1 protein-coding gene (only partly in view) is annotated in these 17,308 nt (G+C 75.9%); it reads right to left on the bottom strand.

The features are described from left to right. On the bottom strand, positions 1-17,308 hold the 3' portion of the coding sequence (locus ACH4UK_RS32800) for a lonely Cys domain-containing protein (RefSeq protein ID WP_398362321.1). Its footprint extends 14,144 nt past the window's final position; 17,308 of the gene's 31,452 nt are visible here — the last part of the coding sequence; its start codon lies off the right edge, out of view; its stop codon occupies positions 1-3.

Raw genomic sequence — 17,308 nt, forward strand, 5'->3', positions numbered from 1 at the left:
TCATTCCCCGTCCCCGTCCTCGTCCCTGCCCCCGTCCCTATCCCCGTCTCCGTCCCGCCGGTCGGCGGGACGGCCGGTGTCGCCCGCCGGGAGAACTGACAGCAGCGCTCGGGCGTGCTCGTCCGGGAACAGCCCCTCGCGGGCGACGAAGGTGCGCAGTTCCTCCTCCGTCAGCGGGTGGACATCCCAGTACCGGCCCCAGTTGCTCCGGTAGACCGAGGCGGCCGAGGGGCCGATCTCGTCCAGGGCGTGCTGCGCGCCCATCATCACCTCGTGGAAGCTGTGGTGACCCACCCCCACCAGCACGCTCACCAGTCCGGCCCGGATCAGACCGAGGTCCACGGGCACCCCGGCGAGCCGGTTCAGCCGGGCCACGTGGGTGACGATCCGGTAGGCGCTGCCCGAGGTGCCGGTCAGCACCAGGCCGCCGGACTCCTCCGAGCGGGCCTGGAAGTCCGCGGCCATCGGCAGGGTGAACATCTGACCGGCCGGCGACCACATCAGTGCTCCCTGCCGGACCGCGAGGCGCCGTTCGGCCGGGCTGAGCGCGGGCCCCACCTCGTGGGGGCGCAGAGGGGTCCGCAGCATCGCCTCCAGCTCCTCCCGCTCCTGGGCCTCGTCCTCCGGGTCCAGCTCCGCCGCGCGGAGTTCGGCCAGCTCACGCTCGTAACGCCTGAGCTGCTCGGTCCGGTGCCGGTCACGGCGCTCCACGCCGATCACCGGATGCTGCGGCTCCACGCCTCCCATCAGGTGCGGGACGAGATTGCTGGCGACGCCGTTGAAGAGGAACGTCACCCGCTCGCGCAGGTTGCCCGACTCCACGACCCGTACAAGGTTCTCGTACGAGGTCCCTACGGCACCGCCGTCCTCCCCGCTGTCGCTGCCGAACAGCCGGTAGTCCGTACGGTTGTGCAGAGCGATGAGCCAGAGCGACCGCACGACCTTGCCGAACTCGTCGTTGACGAGCTGGTTCTCTCCCAGGTGGGCGGCCAGCCGCTGCTCGAAGGAGAGGGCCTCCTGCGCGTAGCGGACGCGGGCCAGGACCCAGGCGGGGGCCGGGGTGGCGGCGGGTGCGGGAGCGGGTGCGGCCGGCACCGGCGTCTGCGGGCTCGGCTCGTCGTCCGCGTCATCGTCGTCGTCACGCGACAACAACGGCCTCGGGTCATCGTCCGAGTCATCGTCACGCGACAACAACGGCCTCGGGTCATCGTCCGAGTCCGTCTCCTCGTCCGTGTCCAGTGACAGGGCCGGGAACGATTCGAGGACCGGCGGACCGCCCGGCTCCCCCGGGCCCGCGAAGTCCGCGTCCTCGACGGCCGGAGCGAAGTGCGGGTTGGTGACGTACGGTCCGACCGGCAGTCCGTACGCCATCGGCTGCGCGCCGCGGATGTACCGGCGTCCGACGCCTCCCGGGAAGAGCACCTCCTCCTGGTCGGGGAAGGGCGAGGCCAGGCCCAGGGTGGCGTTCACGTCGATTCCGCCGGGCGCCTCGATGTCGTAGCGCCAGCGGTAGCGCCGGTGGAGGGCGGGCGCGCCCAGCGGGTTGGCGCGGGCGCTGTCGCGGACATAGTGACGGTTCGCGGTCGTGCTCGCGAAGACCGTGTCCGGGACCAGGGCGCTGCCGCCGTAGACGTGATCGATCAGGTGCACCATCTCGGGGCCGTACGGCTTGAGTCCCTCGCCGAAGACCCGCTCGGGCCCGTCCGGGCTGAAGCGGTACAGCGGGCCGTCGTGGTCGCGCCACAGGGCGTCGGGCAGGGTGCTGTTCGCCAGCGCGCCGGGGTCCGCCGCGGTGGTGGCCGGTTCGACGGGCGGGGTCGGGCGGACCGGTCCCGTGGCGGGCCAGGCGACCGGTACGGGAGAGGGGTCCTGCTGGTCCGCCGTGCTCGGCACCGTCAGCAGACGGGAGGAGGCGACCAGGCCGCGACCGGGCAGGTACCAGTCCCAGGCCGGGCCCTCGGTGTAGATCTGCCCATCCATGCCGGTGACGCCTCCGGCGGACGGGCCGTCGGGGTTGTACTCCCCGCGCAGGCCGAGCGACGGGATCTCGGCCACGAACACATGGAAGTCCGGGTCGTCCTGGCCGTAGCCCCAGACGGTGTGCCGCCCGGTGGCGGCGGCTACCGGAAAGCCGTCGAGCGTCTCGGCGAACCGTTCGTCGAACCGCCCGTCCGCCGCGTAGGGCAGGGGCGCTCCCGTTGACGTCGCGGTCGGGGCGTTCTCGGCGCTCCACTCGGCGGACCGCACCGGGGTCGCCGGGGTGGTGGACGGGTCGGGGGCGGACTGATCGACGCCCGGGTCGGGGGCATACGGCAGGCGCGGGCGGGTCCGGTGCCAGCCGGCGGGCTCGGGCGCGGCCGGGTCCGGGTCGGCCGCCGGGCTCGGCAGCACGGTCACCCGGCCGGGCCGTGTCGCGTCGCCCGCGGAGACCTGGAGCGGGCCGTCGTAGCTCCAGACGGTCCGGTCGTTCCGTGACGCGAACTCCCCCAGCAGGGCGGCCTGCTGGGCTGCGCCGAGACCGGACACCAGGAGCACCAAGGGGCGTTGGTGGTGGGTCAGCGGAAGTTCCGGGTCTGATTCCAGGAGGGCGTAGAGCTCCTCCGGTGCGATGTGGACGGTACCGCCCGGCAGGCGCAGGGCGACGGAGCCGGTGCCGTCCGCCTCCGCGTGGACGAACCACGGGGCGAGGGAGCCCTCCTGGGCCCACGGGGCGAATCGCTCCGTGGTCTCGGACGCGGCGCCGGGCCCCGCCTCCGAGAGTCGGATCGGGTCGAGCCCGCCGGGGATCGGCACGGGTCCCCAATGACGGCCCTGGACTGAGCCGTCGGCTGTCCGGATGCGGCCTTCGTCGGCGAAGGCGCCCAGCGTCTCCAGGTGGAAGACGGCGAGCACGCCCGGAAGGCCGGGGTCCCGTCCGGCGGCGAGGGCCTGTTCGGACAGCTCCCGCAGCCGGGCCTCGGCCGCCGCGTCCCACGGGGCGGTGGCGGGCAGGTGCAGCGCCGTACGCCCCGACTCCTCGTTCTCGGCGGCGGAGCGGGCCTCCAGCAGGCGGGCGGCGCCGGTCATCGCCCAGAGCGCGCGGGCCCGGTCGCGGGGGCCGAGCGGGCCGGTGGGCTGCCGCAGCACCGCCCGTACGGTGGCTTCGGCCACCGCGTCGGCGGCCGTGAGCCGGTCCAGCGCGGTCCGCAGGGTGGGCGTGTCCCACACCTGGGTGAGGCGGGCGTCCGGCGGTGCGGACAGGGCCCGGTCGAGTACGGCCTCGTACGCGGCCGGGGTCGGCCCGGATCCGTGGGAGGGCGCCGCGAGCAGTTCCCACAACTCCAGGCGCAGCGGCGTGTGCGGGGCCAGGTCCGGGTCGGCCGCCCGCAGGTTCTCCAGTGCGCCGATCCCCCGCAGCAGCCGCTCGTGCCGGCCGCCCGGAACTCCGAGGTCGGCCTCGACGTCCGCGCCGAAGACCTGCCGCAGCGCCCGGACCAGCCGCAGCGCGCGCGGCCCTTCGCGGTCCCAGGCGGCGAGTCCCGAGGGGTGGGTCAGGGGGCGCAGCCCGGCGGCCTCGGCCACCTGCGCCGCCGTGTCCACCGGTTCGGGCCGGAAGGTCTCCATCCGCGCCCGGGTGCCGTCCGGCGTCGCGGCCAGCAGCCGGACGGTGTCGTTGTAGCCGGTGCGTCCGGTGGCGGCCGAGGTGGTGCGGCCGCTGTGATTGGCGGCGTGCTGGGCGAGCGCCACCTCCTCCAGCGGGTCCTCGACCGGCGGCGCGGGCCGGGTCAGCGGCTGGGCCCGCCGGGGGTCGCCCGCCACACCGCCGTAGCAGCTGGCGACGTGCAGCCCGTCGCCGGCCGCGCGGGCGACCACCTCGGGCAGCCCGCCGACGTAACGCCCGCCGTGCTCGGCGCCGAGGAGCAGCACCCGGCCGTCCCGGTGGACGAGTTTGAGGCCGCCGGGCACGCCGTGGGCGTGGAAGGTGTAGACGGACGCCTCGGGGTCGGGGGCGGTCTCCTCGGCGCCGACCGGGTGGTAGGCGTCGCCGAGACGGAGGACGTGGGTGCGCTCGCGCATCTCCCGCCACCGGCGCAGCCGCCGCTCCCGCAGCCGCCTGCGGCCGTCGTCCGGCATGGACTCGCGGCCCTCGAAACGGTGGTCGGCGCCGACCAGGGGGCGGGTGTCCACGTCGCTGTCCCGGAACCGGATGCCGTCGACCGTGACCCACGCGCGGTCCTCGGCGGGCGGGGTGCCTTCGGCGGGCGGGCCGAACGGCACCCAGTCTCCGTAGGCGTCGTTCGGGTCGGCGTCGACGAGGGAGAGCACCTGCGGGTCCGTGCCCGTTCCCGCGCCCCGGATACCCGTTCCCCGCGCCGCGTCCAGCAGACGCCCGTCCCCGCTGGGGGCCCAGACCCTGCGGCCCAGCCGCTCCGCCACGGCACGGGCCAGCCGCCCGCCCTGCGCGCCCGCGTACGGGCTCGCCAGCACCACCGGGACGTCCGGCGCCAGCCGGGCCAGTGCCGGATCGGCTGCCAGCAGCTCCGCGACCTCTTCCGCGTCCAGCTCGCGGCCGTCGGCGAACAGGGAGTCGTAGCCGCCTTCGGCCGCTACCACGTAGGCGTCGTCGCCCCAGGGCGCGGGCTCGTCCGACACCTGCCGCAGCACGCCGTTCCGCTCCTCGTGCACGTGGATGCGGGAGATGCCGACGGTTCCGGTGGCGAGGCCGGTCCAGTCGCGGCCGCGCGTGGCACCCGACGCGTCGGTCAGCCGGGTGGCGTCGGAGAGCAGCGGGTCTCTCGCCGGGGCGGCGTCGTCCGCCGGGGCGAACGCCCGGTCGGGGCCGGTCGGTTCGGTCCGGGCGGCCCGCCCGGCGGAACGGGGCAGCGGCGCCGGGACGGGGCGTGGTGCGTCCTCGGCCGAGGCGGGGTGCGCGGGGCGGGTCCGCTGCCAGGGGGCGGCCCCCGGGGTGGCGCCGTCGGCCGTCGGGTGCAGGGTCAGCACGGGGTCGCCGCCATCACCGGTGCCCGAGAGGTCCGCCGGGAAGCCGGTCCACCAGACGGTGCGGCCCAGCCTGCGGGCGATGCGGTCCGCGAGATCGGCGGCGTCGGCGGCCGGGCCCGGCAGGGCGAGGACGACCGGAACGGTCAGCTCGGTGCGGGCCAATGCCGTGTCCGCTGCGAGGAGTTCGGCGAACTCGTCGGCGGTCGTCCCGTAGGTGTCGCCGTTCCAGGACACCTCGACGCGATCCGGGTCGTCCGCGTCGGCCCCGACCCGCACCAGGTAGGGGACGGGACGGTCCTGCCCCTGCGCCCAGGGTGCGTCCTCCAGTCCGGTGGGGGTACGGAAGCGGGCCAGGTCCACATCCGGCGACGGCCCACCGGTGTAGTCGCGGCCGGTGCCGTCGGACGCGCCCTGGACGGTGTCGCGTGCGGTGTCCTCGTACGCGCCGGCCTCCTGGAGCGCGTACGCCGCCGCGCTGTCGGGATCGGACGCGTCCCGGCCCACCGCGAAGGCCCGGGTGAGCACGTCGAGCGCCTCGGTGCGGCGGCTGTGGGAGGCGCCCGGGTCCGGGTCCAGGTGGAGGACCCGGGCGATGAACTCCTGGGTGGCCGGGCCGGTCCCCGGCAGCGTCTCCTCGGCCTTGACCCGCGCCCAGAACAGCCGGGACGTCTCCGCCTCGCCCACCTCGTCGGTGCGGATGCGCAGAACGGCGGCGGCCTCGTCCGCCACATCGCCCTCCGCCAGCCACTGGGCGGCGGCCTCCACCGCGGGCAGGTCGACGAAGCCGATGAGCCCGTCGCCGGGGTAGCGGGCCCAGTGCTCGGCGGCGGCGGTCAGCACCCGGCGGGTGCTCTGCCGGTCCACCCCGGCGGCGGCCTCCGGGTGCGCGGCGACGACCCGGTGCAGCAGGTCCAGCGTGAGAGGACCGGCCTCCTCGAAGTCTGAGTCGCTGCGCCACATCTGGTCCACCGCCGCCGCACCGCGCAGCAGGCCGTCGAAGCCCGGGTCGTCGTCGATGTCGTGGCCGAGGGTGATCCGCAGCGCCCGCACCAGGCGCAGCGTCCCGGTGCGCATCTCGTCCGACACCTCGCCGTCGCCGGGGCTGATCCCGGCCACCTCCGCCAGCCGGTCCAGCTCGTCCCCGGCGGGTTCGGGGCGGGCCAGCGCCCAGGCCCGGCGGCGCCCCTGGGCGTCGGCGAACAGGGTCCGCTGGTAACGGCCGTTGCTCTGCCGGGTGCCCTGGGAGCCATAGGCCAGGCGTACCGCGCGCCCGGTGGCGTTGGCGACGTGCTGGCCCATGGACACGGAGGCCAGTGGGTCGGCGACGAAGGGCCCGGCATAGGCGTCGGATGCGGTGCTCGGCTTCGGCACGGCGCTGTCGCGGGGCGCCCCGCTCCAGCAGACGACGAGGTCGACCCAGTGGTCATCGGGCAGGGTCGTCAGGCTCTTGCGGCGGCGCAGCCACGGTCCGGCCTCCCGCTCGTCGACGGCGCGGGTGGTGCCGTCGCGCAGGGCCAGCGTCAGACTGCCGGGTGAGCCGTGCAGGTCCAGCCGGTACGCGCGGTCCTCGGGGCCCGGCCGGGGCAGGTCGTACTCGCCGGAGACGCGGTCGGTGGCCGGGTGGTCGTGGACGAAGGTCGCCATCCGGTCCAGGTGGCGGTCGTCGTCCTCGAAGTCCCGGGCGAACTCGGCGGGGTGGTGGGAGGCCCGGCCGATCTGCCGGCCGCTGAGCGCGCTGACGAGGGCGCGGCTCACCACGTCGTGGTGCCAGTCGGGCGCGTCGTCGTCGGCGTCCGGCCCGAGCCCGGGGGCGCTGGCGATCCAGTCGCCCCGGGGGGTCTTGGGGGTGCGGACGACGTCGATGGTGCTCGCCTCCCCGGGGGCGGACTCGACGGTGACGCGGCCGCTGTGCGCCCACACGGTCCGGCCGGTCCGGTCGGCGAGCCTGCGGGGCAGGTCGAGATAGCCGTCGGCGGCGAACGGCACGGCGAGCACGACGGGCGTGTCCGGCGGCAGCGCCTCGCGGGCCAGGTCCGCCGCGACCAGCTCCACGAACTCCTCGATGCCCAGTTCGCGGACGGTGCCGTCCGGGAGCCGCGCCGCCACCCGGTCGTACCCGCCTTCGGCGGCCACCACGTAGGGAGTCGTGCCCCTCGGCCAAGGGGCCGGTGAGGTGCTGACGACGTCGTAGCCTCCGGCGGGGTCGGCCTCCAGCAGGTCGCCCTGGGTGGTGTCGAGCCCCGTGACGTCGCTCGTGCCCCAGTTGAGGCCCGGTACCCGGCTGCCGCCCACGGTGAAGTGCTGGGCGCGGCCCGGCGCGGTCACGCCCAGCTCGGACAGGTGGTACGCGGCCAGCGCGGCAAGGCCGGTCGCCCGTCCGGCCGCCGTGGCCCGGCCCACCAGGCCGAACAGCTCCTGCCTGGTGTCCTGCTGGACGGTGTCCCCGGGGGCCGGGTGCAGGACGCGACGGGCGATGGCGTCCACGTCGAGCGGCCGGCCCCGCAGCGCGCGGTCACGGCGGCGCAGGCTGTCGAGCTGCTGCACCGCCACCGCGTCCGGAGGCTGGTGAAGGACCACGGTCGCCTGCCGGCCCAGCTCGGCCCGGCTCATCCCGGCGAGGGCGCCGGTGCCCACCCAGTCGGCGGGCACGCGCGCCATGGCCTTGACGACGACGGCGAAGTCCTGGTCGGTCAGGCGGGGTGCGTCGGCCGGCAGATCCCTTTGCAGCCGCTCCAGTTCGTTCGCCAGCAGCCGGGTGAAGCGGTGGCGCGCGGTGGTGGCCCGTCGCCTCGCGGGCGAACCGGCGGGCGCCCGGTCGGGGCGGATGTCGGCGCCGTAGCCGGTGACCTCGACGCGGGGCAGCGACGCGCCCGCGCGCCGGTTGCGCAGACCGGTGGCCGCGACCTGGGCGGCGAGCAGCTCCAGGGTCCGGTCGCCCTGCGCGGAGGGGCTCGTCTCGTCCCGCCCGAACGCCACCAGGGTCCGGGGCGGCAGCGGTTGCAAAGCCTTCACCGAGGCGGGGGTGACGGGCGTGGCGGGGGACGCGGGGGCTGTGGGTACGGAGGTGGACTCGACGCCCTCCATCGGGTCGCCGAGAGAACTGCGTTGGTTCCGGGCGGAGTTGTCGGCGGACGGGTCGGGGGTCCGGGCGGGACCGGCAGACGGGGCGGGGGTCCCGACGGGACCGGCAGAGGTATCGGGGTTGCGGTCGGGACCGGCAGAAGGGTCGGGGGTCCCGGCGGGACCGGCAGAGGTATCGGGGTTCCGGGCAGAGTCGGCGGCAGTTTCGCTGTTGGTGGCCGGAGTCGGCGCACCGGGGCCCGGTGCCGGTGCAGTAGACACCGGCGGCACACCCAGGTCGGGGGTGGCGGGTGCGGTGAACCGCCAGTCCGTGGCGCTGGGCTCGGACAGCGTGGAGAGGTCGGGCGCCAGTACGGGGAGTTCGCCCTCGGCGGCGTCCGGGGCGGACAGTTCGACCGGGGAGGTACTCCACCAGACGGGCCGGCCCAGCCTACGGCCGACGGTCTCGGCGACCTCCGGGGTGGGGCCGCTGAGCCCGTCGAGCAGCAGCAGGACCGGCGTGGCGGACTGGATCCCCCGCAGTTCCGTGTCGGCGGCCAGCAGTTCGGCGAACTCGGCGGCCGACAGCCGGTAGGAGACCCCGCCCACGGTGACCTGGACCTGGCCGCTGTCCTCCAGGTCCACCGAGGCCCGCACGGCGTAGGGCACCGGCCGGTCCCCGCCGTCCGCGTCCTGCCCGGCCCACGGCGCGTCCACCGTCGTGTCCGCGACCCGGAAGCTGTCCAGGCCGGGCAGCAGGGTCGCGGGGCCGCGCCAGTCCCGGGCGGACCCGAACGCCCCGCCCATGGAGGTGAGCAGCGCGGGCCCCGCGAGGGCGCCGGCCGCCTCGACGGCGTACGCGCCCACCACATCCGGGTCGGCCATGTTCCGGCCCGCCGCGAACCCCTGGGTGAGCAGGGCGCGGGCCCGCTCGCGCAGGGCGTCGTCCAGCGGGGCGGCCGGGTCGAGGCGCAGGGCGCGTACGGTCAGCGCGTCGGCGGCCGGGCCGGGGCCGGGCAGCGTCTCCTCGGCGCGGACCCGCGCCCAGAACATCCGGGTCCGGTGCGCGGGCGCGTCGGCGGGGTCGGCGAGCCGCAGCGCGTCGACGGCCGCCCGGTCCACGGTCGCCCCGTCGGCGAGCCAGACCGCCGCCGCACGCAGCTGCGGCAGGGTCACGAAGTCGCTCACCGGCAGCGCGCCGCCCGAGTTCCGCCACGCCTTCGCCGCGTCGGCCAGCACCTCGCGGGTGACGTCTGCGTCCACGCCGCCCGTGGCGAGGGGGTGCGCCGCGATCACCCGACTGAGCAGTTGGGGCCAGAACGGGCCGGTGGGCTGGAGGTCCGGGTCGGCGAACCACATGTTGACGACCGCAGCGGCCCCGGCGACCAGCGCCGGGAAGTCGTCGGCCAGCTGAACGTCCGGGCCGACGACCAGCTTCAACGCACGGACCACGCGCAGCAGTTCGGAGCGGACGCGCGGGGACGGCTCACCCTCGAAACCGGCCTGCTCCGCCAGCCGGTCGAGCTCCGCGTCGTCCGGTTCCGGACGGCTGGTCTCCCACCACCAGGGGCGCCCCTGGGCATCGGTGGCCAGCACCCGCACCGGGCCGTCGCCGAAGCGGACCACGCCCTGGGAGGAGTACGACAGCCGCGTCGTGCGCCGCAGCTGGTTCGCCAGGTGCTGGCCGAGGGCGAGAGCGTCGTCGCCGAGCGGATCGACGGTGAACGGCGCGGGCAGTGCGCCGTCGAGCTGGGAGACGTCCTGCGCGGAGCCCTGCCCCGGGGCTCCGGAGTGACAGATCACCAGGTCGACCCAGTGGTCCTGCGGCAGGCTGGCCAGGCTCTTGCGCCGCCGCAGCCACCCGGTCGTCTCGTCCCGGTCCACGATCCGGCTGCTGCCGTCGGCCAACGGCAGGGACAGCCCGCCCGGGAGCCCGTGGCCCGCCAGCCGGTAGGCCTTGTTCGCCGGGCCGGGGTCCCGCATCGGCAGCTTGCCGGAGTACGTGTTGGTCGCGGCGTCCCAGTGGACGTAGAAGGACATCCGGTCGAGGTCGCGGTAGCTCTCGCGTTCACCGACCAGTTCGGCGGGCTGGTGGAAGCTGCGCCCGATCTGCTCGCCGGTCCCGGAGCCGACGATGGGCTGGGTCAGCACCTCGCGGTGCCAGGCCGGGGCGTCGTCGTCGGGGTCCGGCGCCAGGCCGGGGCGGACCGGGAGCCAGGTGCCGTCCGGCAGACCGTCCCGGTGGAGCACGGCAATGGTGTTCGGCGCGGTCGGGTCGGGGTTGCGCTGGGCCGGGCCGGTGTGGACCCAGACGGTGCGGCCGGTGCGCTCGGCGAGCTTGCGCGGCAGATCCAGGTAGCGGTCGCCGGCGGACGGAACGGCCAGCACGATCGGGGCCCGCTCGGTCAGCGGGTGGCGGGTCAGGTCGGCGGCGACCAGCTCGGCGAACTCGTCGGCGTCCAGCTCCCAGGTGGTGCCGTCCGGCAGTTGCGCGGTCACCCGGTCGTGGCTGCCGTCCGCCAGCACCGGGTACGGGGTGGTGTCCCACGGCCACGGCGCGATGTCCACGTTTCCGGTGGGGGCGGGTGCGCCCGTCGGGCCGGTGGTGAGCCGGTCCACGAACAGGGCGTCGATCCCGGCGGTCTCGGCGCCCGTCCAGTTCAGGCCCGGCACCCGGTCGCCGCCGGCCGTCACGTGCCGGGCGCGGTCGTCCGCGAGCAGGCCCTGCTCCTCCAGGTGGAAGGCGGTGAGCGCGGCCAGGCCGGTGGCCCGCCCGGCGGCCAGGGCCCGGCCGGTCAGCGTGTACAGGTCCCGCCGCATCTCCGGATCGACGAGCACGGACGGCCCCAGGTGCCAGATCCGGCGGGCGACGGCGTCCACGTCCAGGGGCCCGGAGCGCAGGTCCCGGTCGGTGCGGCGCAGCGCGTCCAGGGCGTCCAGGGCGGCGGCGTGGCGCGGTGATGTGACGCCGATGGTGGCCTGGCGGCCCAGCTCCTCCCGGCCGATCTGCCCGGCCAGGGCCACGGTGGCGCCCTGGCCCGGCACACGGCTCCGGCCCCGCGCGGCTATCGTGAAGTCCTGCGGCCGCAGCGGCGTGACCCCGGCGGGCAGGTTGGCCTGGAGGGTACGCAGGGCGTGATCCAGCTTGCGTACGAACAGGTCATGGGTGGCCCGCGCCCGCAGATCGCCCTGCGCCTGGGCGGCCTGATCCCGGTCGCGCGCGGTGCCGGCACCCCGTGCGTCGGCTCCGTAGCCGGCGATGTCGATCCTGGGCAGCGGCACCCGGTTGCGCCGGTTGCGCAGCGCGGTCCGGGCGACCTGGTGCGCCAGCCGCTCCACCCCGCGCTCGGCACTGTCGTCGGGCCCGGTGGCCTGCGGTGCGAACGGTACGAGGGTCAGCGCGGGCAACGTGGTGAGCGGCCGGGCGGGCGGGGCCGCCGGCACGGCGTACACCGGCTGTCCGCCGTCCGCGCCCGGCCCGACGGGTGCGGGCACGGGCAGACCGAACGTGAAGTCGAAGTCGGGCAGGTCACCCAGATCGCCCAGGTCACCCAGGGCGTCCATGCCTCCCAGGGCGTCCAGAGCATCCAGGTCGAGGCTGTCCAGGGCGGAGGGGAAGCCACCGGACAGATCGAGACCTCCCAGGTCCCCCTCCAGGTCCATGCCCATGCCCATGTCCACGTCCGCGCCCAGGTCCACGTCCATGTCCAGGTCCGGGAGCTGGTCTTGGCCCTGGCCGAGGTCGGGCAGGTCCAGATCGGGCATGTCCAGGTCCGGCAGGTCGCCGCCCGGCCGGGACTGGAGCGCGGGCCGCTCCGGCGCGGCGTCGCCGCTCGTGGACCCGCCCGCGGGCACGGTCCAGCGCGGTGCCAGGCCGAGACCGGTACGCAGGGTGTCGGCCAGTTCCGCGACCGACGCCCGTACGCCCTCGGCACCGGCCTCCGCCGCCAGCAGATGATCCGCGACCCGGCGCACCGCGTCGCGGAAGGCGTCACCCGCGTACCGGAAGTCGGCGAGCACCGGGTGCGGTTCGGGCGGCAGCACCAGGGCGACGGCGGCCGACCAGGCGCGGGCGGTCTCCGTATCTCCCCGGCCCTCGGGGGCCGCGTCCAGGAGGTCGGCGTACGTCCCGGCCCAGAGCCGGCGCGCCACGTTCGCGGCCACCGCGTCCAGCTCCCGCCGCCCCCCGTCGTCGTCCCGGACCAGGCGTACCCGGGCCAGGTCCAGCGGGGAGAGTCCACGGGCGGGCAGTCGGCCGTCACCGCTCAGCATCATCTCGGCGCGCAGCCCCGGCGAAAGCGTGACGCCCGCTTCGCGCAGCTCGTCCGGGCCGACGGTCTCCTCCGCGCCGGGGGGCGCGGGGTCGGACGGCAGGTCGTCGGCGGTGACCTGTTCCGCGATGTGACGCCGCTGTTCGGGGTCGCGGGACACGGCCGGGGGCGGCGCGAGGGGACCGCTGGCGTCATCGGAGGTGGTCCGGGCGGCACCCAGCGCGTCCGGAGCGATCCCCAGGGCCCACAGCCGCTCCTCCGCCCGCTCCAACAGCCTTCGAGCGGTGCTGACTTCGGCCGGTGTCCCGGGGGCAGCCCGGACCGCCGCGTCGAACGCGCTCCGCGCCCGGCCGTGCGCCTCCCAGGCCGCGTCGAGGTCCGCATCGGACCCGGTCGTCATCGTCCGGGCCTCCGGTGAGGCCGAGTTGATCGCCGGGGCCGGGGCCCGGACGGGGGCGGAGGCCGGGCCGTCGGCGTCCAGCAGTTCCTGGGCGTGCTCATCGGGGAAACGGCCGTCGCGGGCGATGTGCCGGCGCAGCTCCTGCTCGGTGAGCGGGTGGATGTTCCAGTAACGCCCCCAGTTGTCCTGGTAGTCCAGCGCCGGATCGTGGCCGGGGACGGAGTCCAGCGCCAACTGGGCGCCGCGCATGACCTCGTGGAACGAGTGGTGGCCCGCCGACAGCGACATAGCGATCATCCCGGCCCGGATCAGCCCGAGGTCGAGGTCGAGGCCCCACTGGTCCCGCATCCGGGCGGCGTGCACCAGGAAGCGGTAGGTCGACCCCGCGGTGCCGGTCAGGACCAGGCCGCCCGAGTCCTCGGAGGCCGCCTGGATGCCGGAGCTCATCGCGAGGTCGTAGACGGAGGAGGCGGGCATCCAGGTGAGCCCGAGGTCGTTCACCGCGAAGGGACGCTCAGCCCGGCTCAGCGGCGGACGTACGTCGTCGGGGTCGGTCTGGACCGTGTGCTCCCGGGTGGCACGGCCGAGCGCCGCCTGCTTCTCCGCTGGGGAGAGCGTGGCGTCCAGATTCAACTGCGCGGCCAGCCGCTCCAGTTCGGTGCGGCCCTCCGCCTGGCGGCGGCTGGGACGCTCCGCCTCGATCTCCGGGTTCGGGTCCTCCCGGCCGCCGAGCATCTCCGGCACCAGGTCGCTGGAGATGCCCTGGAACAGGAAGGTCACCAGCTCCCTCAGGTTGCCGGTCCGCAGCACCTGCTGGAGGGCGGGCCGGCTGGTGCCGACCGTGCCGGGCATGCTCGGGTTCTCGCTGCCGAACGTGGCGAGGGCGCGCGGGTACTGCTGCCGCGCCCGCTCCCACGCGGCGCGCGCCATCTTCCGGAACTCCTCGGTCACCGCCTCGTTCTCGGCGAGGTGTTCGGCCAGCCGGCGCTCGAAGGCGACGGACTCCTCGGCGTACCGGATACGCGCCCTGACCCACGCGGGCACCGGTACGCCACGGTCGGGGCTGGGCGTCGCGGACCGGCGGCCCGGACGGGAACGGTCCCGGTCGGAGCGGGTGGTGGACGCGGTGTCGCCGGGCCGGGCGGGCGGGGCCCCGGTGGCCGGGTCCCCGTCGCCGGAGAGCGGCCCGTCCGGCGCGGTCCCGGCGGTCGGGCGGGGCAGCGCGGGCGGTTCGGTTCGGGGCAGCTCTCCGGCGGGCGTGGGGCGGCCGGGTGCGGGCGGCGACGCGTCCCGGCGGTCGTCGATGTCGACGGTCACCACCCGTCCCCGGCCCGGGTCGGTGGCGCGGCGGACCCGCTGGGCGTCCAGGGTGAGCGTGAAGTCGGAGAGCCTGACGTGCGGGCCGGGAGCGCCTTCCTGGAACGTCCTCAGCAGTCGGCCCAGCCGGTCCCCGAGCGCCTTGCCGACCGCCGCGGCCCGCTTCTCGCCGCTGGCCCGGGAGCGGTTGCCGTGTCCGGTGACGGTGACCGTGGGCAGGGGCAGGCCGTTGGCGCGGTTCCACAGGCCGGTGCGGGCCAGCGACCGGGCCAGGGCGTCCAGACGGTCGTCCGCGTCGTGCGACAGGGTGTGCTGCTGCTCGGCGAAGCGTACGGTCCGCTGGTCGGGGCGGAGCGCGTGGCCGTGCAGGGCGACCGTGGTGAGCGGATTGGACACGGCGGGTGAACGGTCCGACAGCAGCGCCGCGTTGACGGCGTGGGCCGACTCGCCGGGGCGCTTGCTGTACGCCCGGAAGAACCACTGGTCCTTGTCGTCCGGGACCGGTGCGGCGGACCGTACGGCGTCCCGGGCGCGGGCACGGGCCTGGTCCACCTCGCGCTGGGCCAGGGCGTGTTCGGGGCGGTCCTCGGCGAAATACCACCGGACGTGCTCGGCCTCGTGGACGGCGGCCAGCGCCCGGACCGCGCGGGCGAACCCTTCCAGCCGGGCGATCTCCGCGGGATCGGCGGCACCGCGCCGGGCCGTCTCGACGCGCTGGTCCGTCTCCTGGGCCAGCGTGTTCAGCCGGTCCTCGTCGTAGCGGTCGAGGTTCTCGTCGACGACCGCGTCGAGTTGGTCGGCCGGCAGGTCCGGGCGGGAGTGGGTCTCGTTCTCCAGGGTGATCTGGTGGGTGCCGTCCTCACTCGCCAGCACCACCTGCGCGAAGTGGTACGGGGCGTGCGGACCGACCGGGTCGCCGGGCTTGGCGTGGTTGTGGGTGAAGAGCTGGGCGCCGCCGTCGTTCGTGGTGCTGACCGACTGGATGAGATAGCCCTCGCCGACCTCCGCCCAGGCGTACTCGTTGACCCCGGCACGGGCGGAGGCCTGCGTCAGCGGGCCGCGCAGTGCGTTGTCCTGGGTGTGGCTGAGGGCCTGGCCGTACGCCGCGCCCGGGGTGGGCGCGCCCACGACCCCGCCGGTGAAGCGCGGGTCCCGGCCCGCCTGCCGGACGGCCCAGTCGGGCGAGACGCCGGTGGCGGGACGGGTGCCACGGGCGACCTCCGTCAGTGCCTGGGCCAGGTGGTGGGTGCCGGTGACCTCCCGGCCGTGCAGGCCGTTGGCGGGGGCCGTGGCGACGGTGCCGTCGGGGGTGCGGAAGGCGAGGTGGGAGAGGGGTGCGGCGTCCGTTCCGGCGACCATCCGGGCGAAGTCCCGGGTGAAGGCGTGCTCGGATTCCCCGGAGTCGGTGAGGAACCGGGGCTCCACCCGGAACAGCGGTTCGCCGGGCGTGCCGTCCTCCTGGTCGAGCACCACACGCACCGACGGGTCGGCCTCCAGCCGCACCCCGGCTCCGGCGGCGGCGAGTCGCGCCGAGGAGCGGTCGATCGCCGCCCGGGTCGCGTACACCTGGCGGCCCCGGCCGGTGGTGTCGTCCCCGGCCGAGAGGAGCGCGACCGTCCGGTCGGCGGAGATGTGCAGCGGCGGCCGGTCGGCGGCCAGGATGCTCCCCGGAGTCTGCTGGGGCAGGACCAGCGCGGGCTCCTCGGCCCCCTCCTCCGTACGGACTTCGCCGACCGTCCGGGGACCGGGCTCGGTGAACAGCACTCCGGTGCCGCTGTCGTCGACGACCTGGTAGTCGCGGGTGATCAAGGGGTGGGGGCGCAGAGCGTCGGTTCGGCGTTCGAACTGGGCCAGGTCGGCCAGCCGGTCGAACTCGGCGTCGCCGTCGCTGGTGGAGCCGCTGTCGCTCCAGGCGTCGCTGCCGCGGTCGTCGTCGCTGTCGTCGCTGACGTCACGGGCGCCGGGCAGGCCGGGCTCCTGGGGCGGCGGGGGCGTGGTCCAGTCCGGCCCGGTCTGCCCGGCCCTGCGATGCACGACCAGGTGGGCGGCCCCGGTGGTGGGGTGGGTGGCGACCTCGGCCGGTCCCGTCGGGTACCAGACCGGGCGGGCCGTCGTGCCGGCGACCAGATTGGCGACCTGCGCGGCGAACGCCGGGGGCAGGGCGAGGACGATGTCCGCGCCGCCCGGCCGCCGGGAGTCGTACGAGATGATCCGGGCCATCTCCTCGGCGTCGCGGACGACGAAGGTGCGCCACGGCGTGACGATCTCGACGCCGCCGCCCTGCGCCGCCTCGGCCACGAACAGGTACGGGTTCCGCCAGGGCGCGCCCTGCCCCGTCACGCTGCCGGAGCGCTCGGCGAGGTAGGAGTCCGGAGCCGGCAGGCCCCGGTCCGTCCCGGTGAAGTTCCGTCCCGCCGGGGTCCGGTCCGTGGTGCGCAGCAGGGTCTCCTCGGCGAGGGCGTCCCGCCGGGTCTCGATCTGCCGGTCGACGAAGTACACGGCGAGGTCATCGGCGCTCGCCAGGTCGTCCGACGACGCCTCCAGCGCCAGCGCGCCCAGATCCCGTACGTCCTGGTTGCCCACTTGGGCACGGTGCGGCAGGTGCAGGACGTTCCGGGCGAGGTCGGCCAGCCCGGCGCGGGGCGGACGGTCGCCCGCCGCCTCCTCGACCAGCGCGTAGAGGGCTTCGGAGGTCTCCTGGAGCCGAGAGCGCGGGGCTCGGCTCCACTGCGGGCCGAACACCGCTGTCAGCCACTGGGGGTCGGCCCAGGCCGGGCCGTTCTCCTCCTCGCCCTCGGAGTCGGAGTCGGCGTCCGAGTCGGAGTGGAATTCGGCGTCGGTGGCGGTGGCGGTGGCGTCGTGGGGCCGGGGCTCCGCGCCGGACAGCGTGCTGAGTTCGTACGCCTCCTCCTCCCCCGGCAGTCCCGGCAGCCCTGGAACGTCGCTGCCGGCGGGTGTCTCCGCCGTCTTCGGGGCCGGGGCCTTCGGCTTCGGGGCCGGGGCCGGGGTCCTCAGGAGCAGCGGTGCGAAGTCCCCACCCCGGCGGCGGAGTCGGAGGACCGGCGCGTCGGCGGAGGGACCGGCATAGGTATGGGCGGTGCCGTTCTCCTCGATCAGGGTGACGGTGGCGCCGGTCGCCTTGGCGGCCCACTCGGCCACCGCGCGGTCGGCGGTCGGCCCCCACGGAGCGTGGGCGAGATGGCGGCGCAGGTGTCCGTCCCGGGCGTCCCGGCTCGGCGCGGGCACGCCCGGTCGTTCCCGGAGGGGCGGGGGCGAGAAC

Source organism: Streptomyces sp. NPDC020884, assembly GCF_044333935.1.
In the GTDB taxonomy this organism is placed as follows: Bacteria; Actinomycetota; Actinomycetes; order Streptomycetales; family Streptomycetaceae; genus Streptomyces.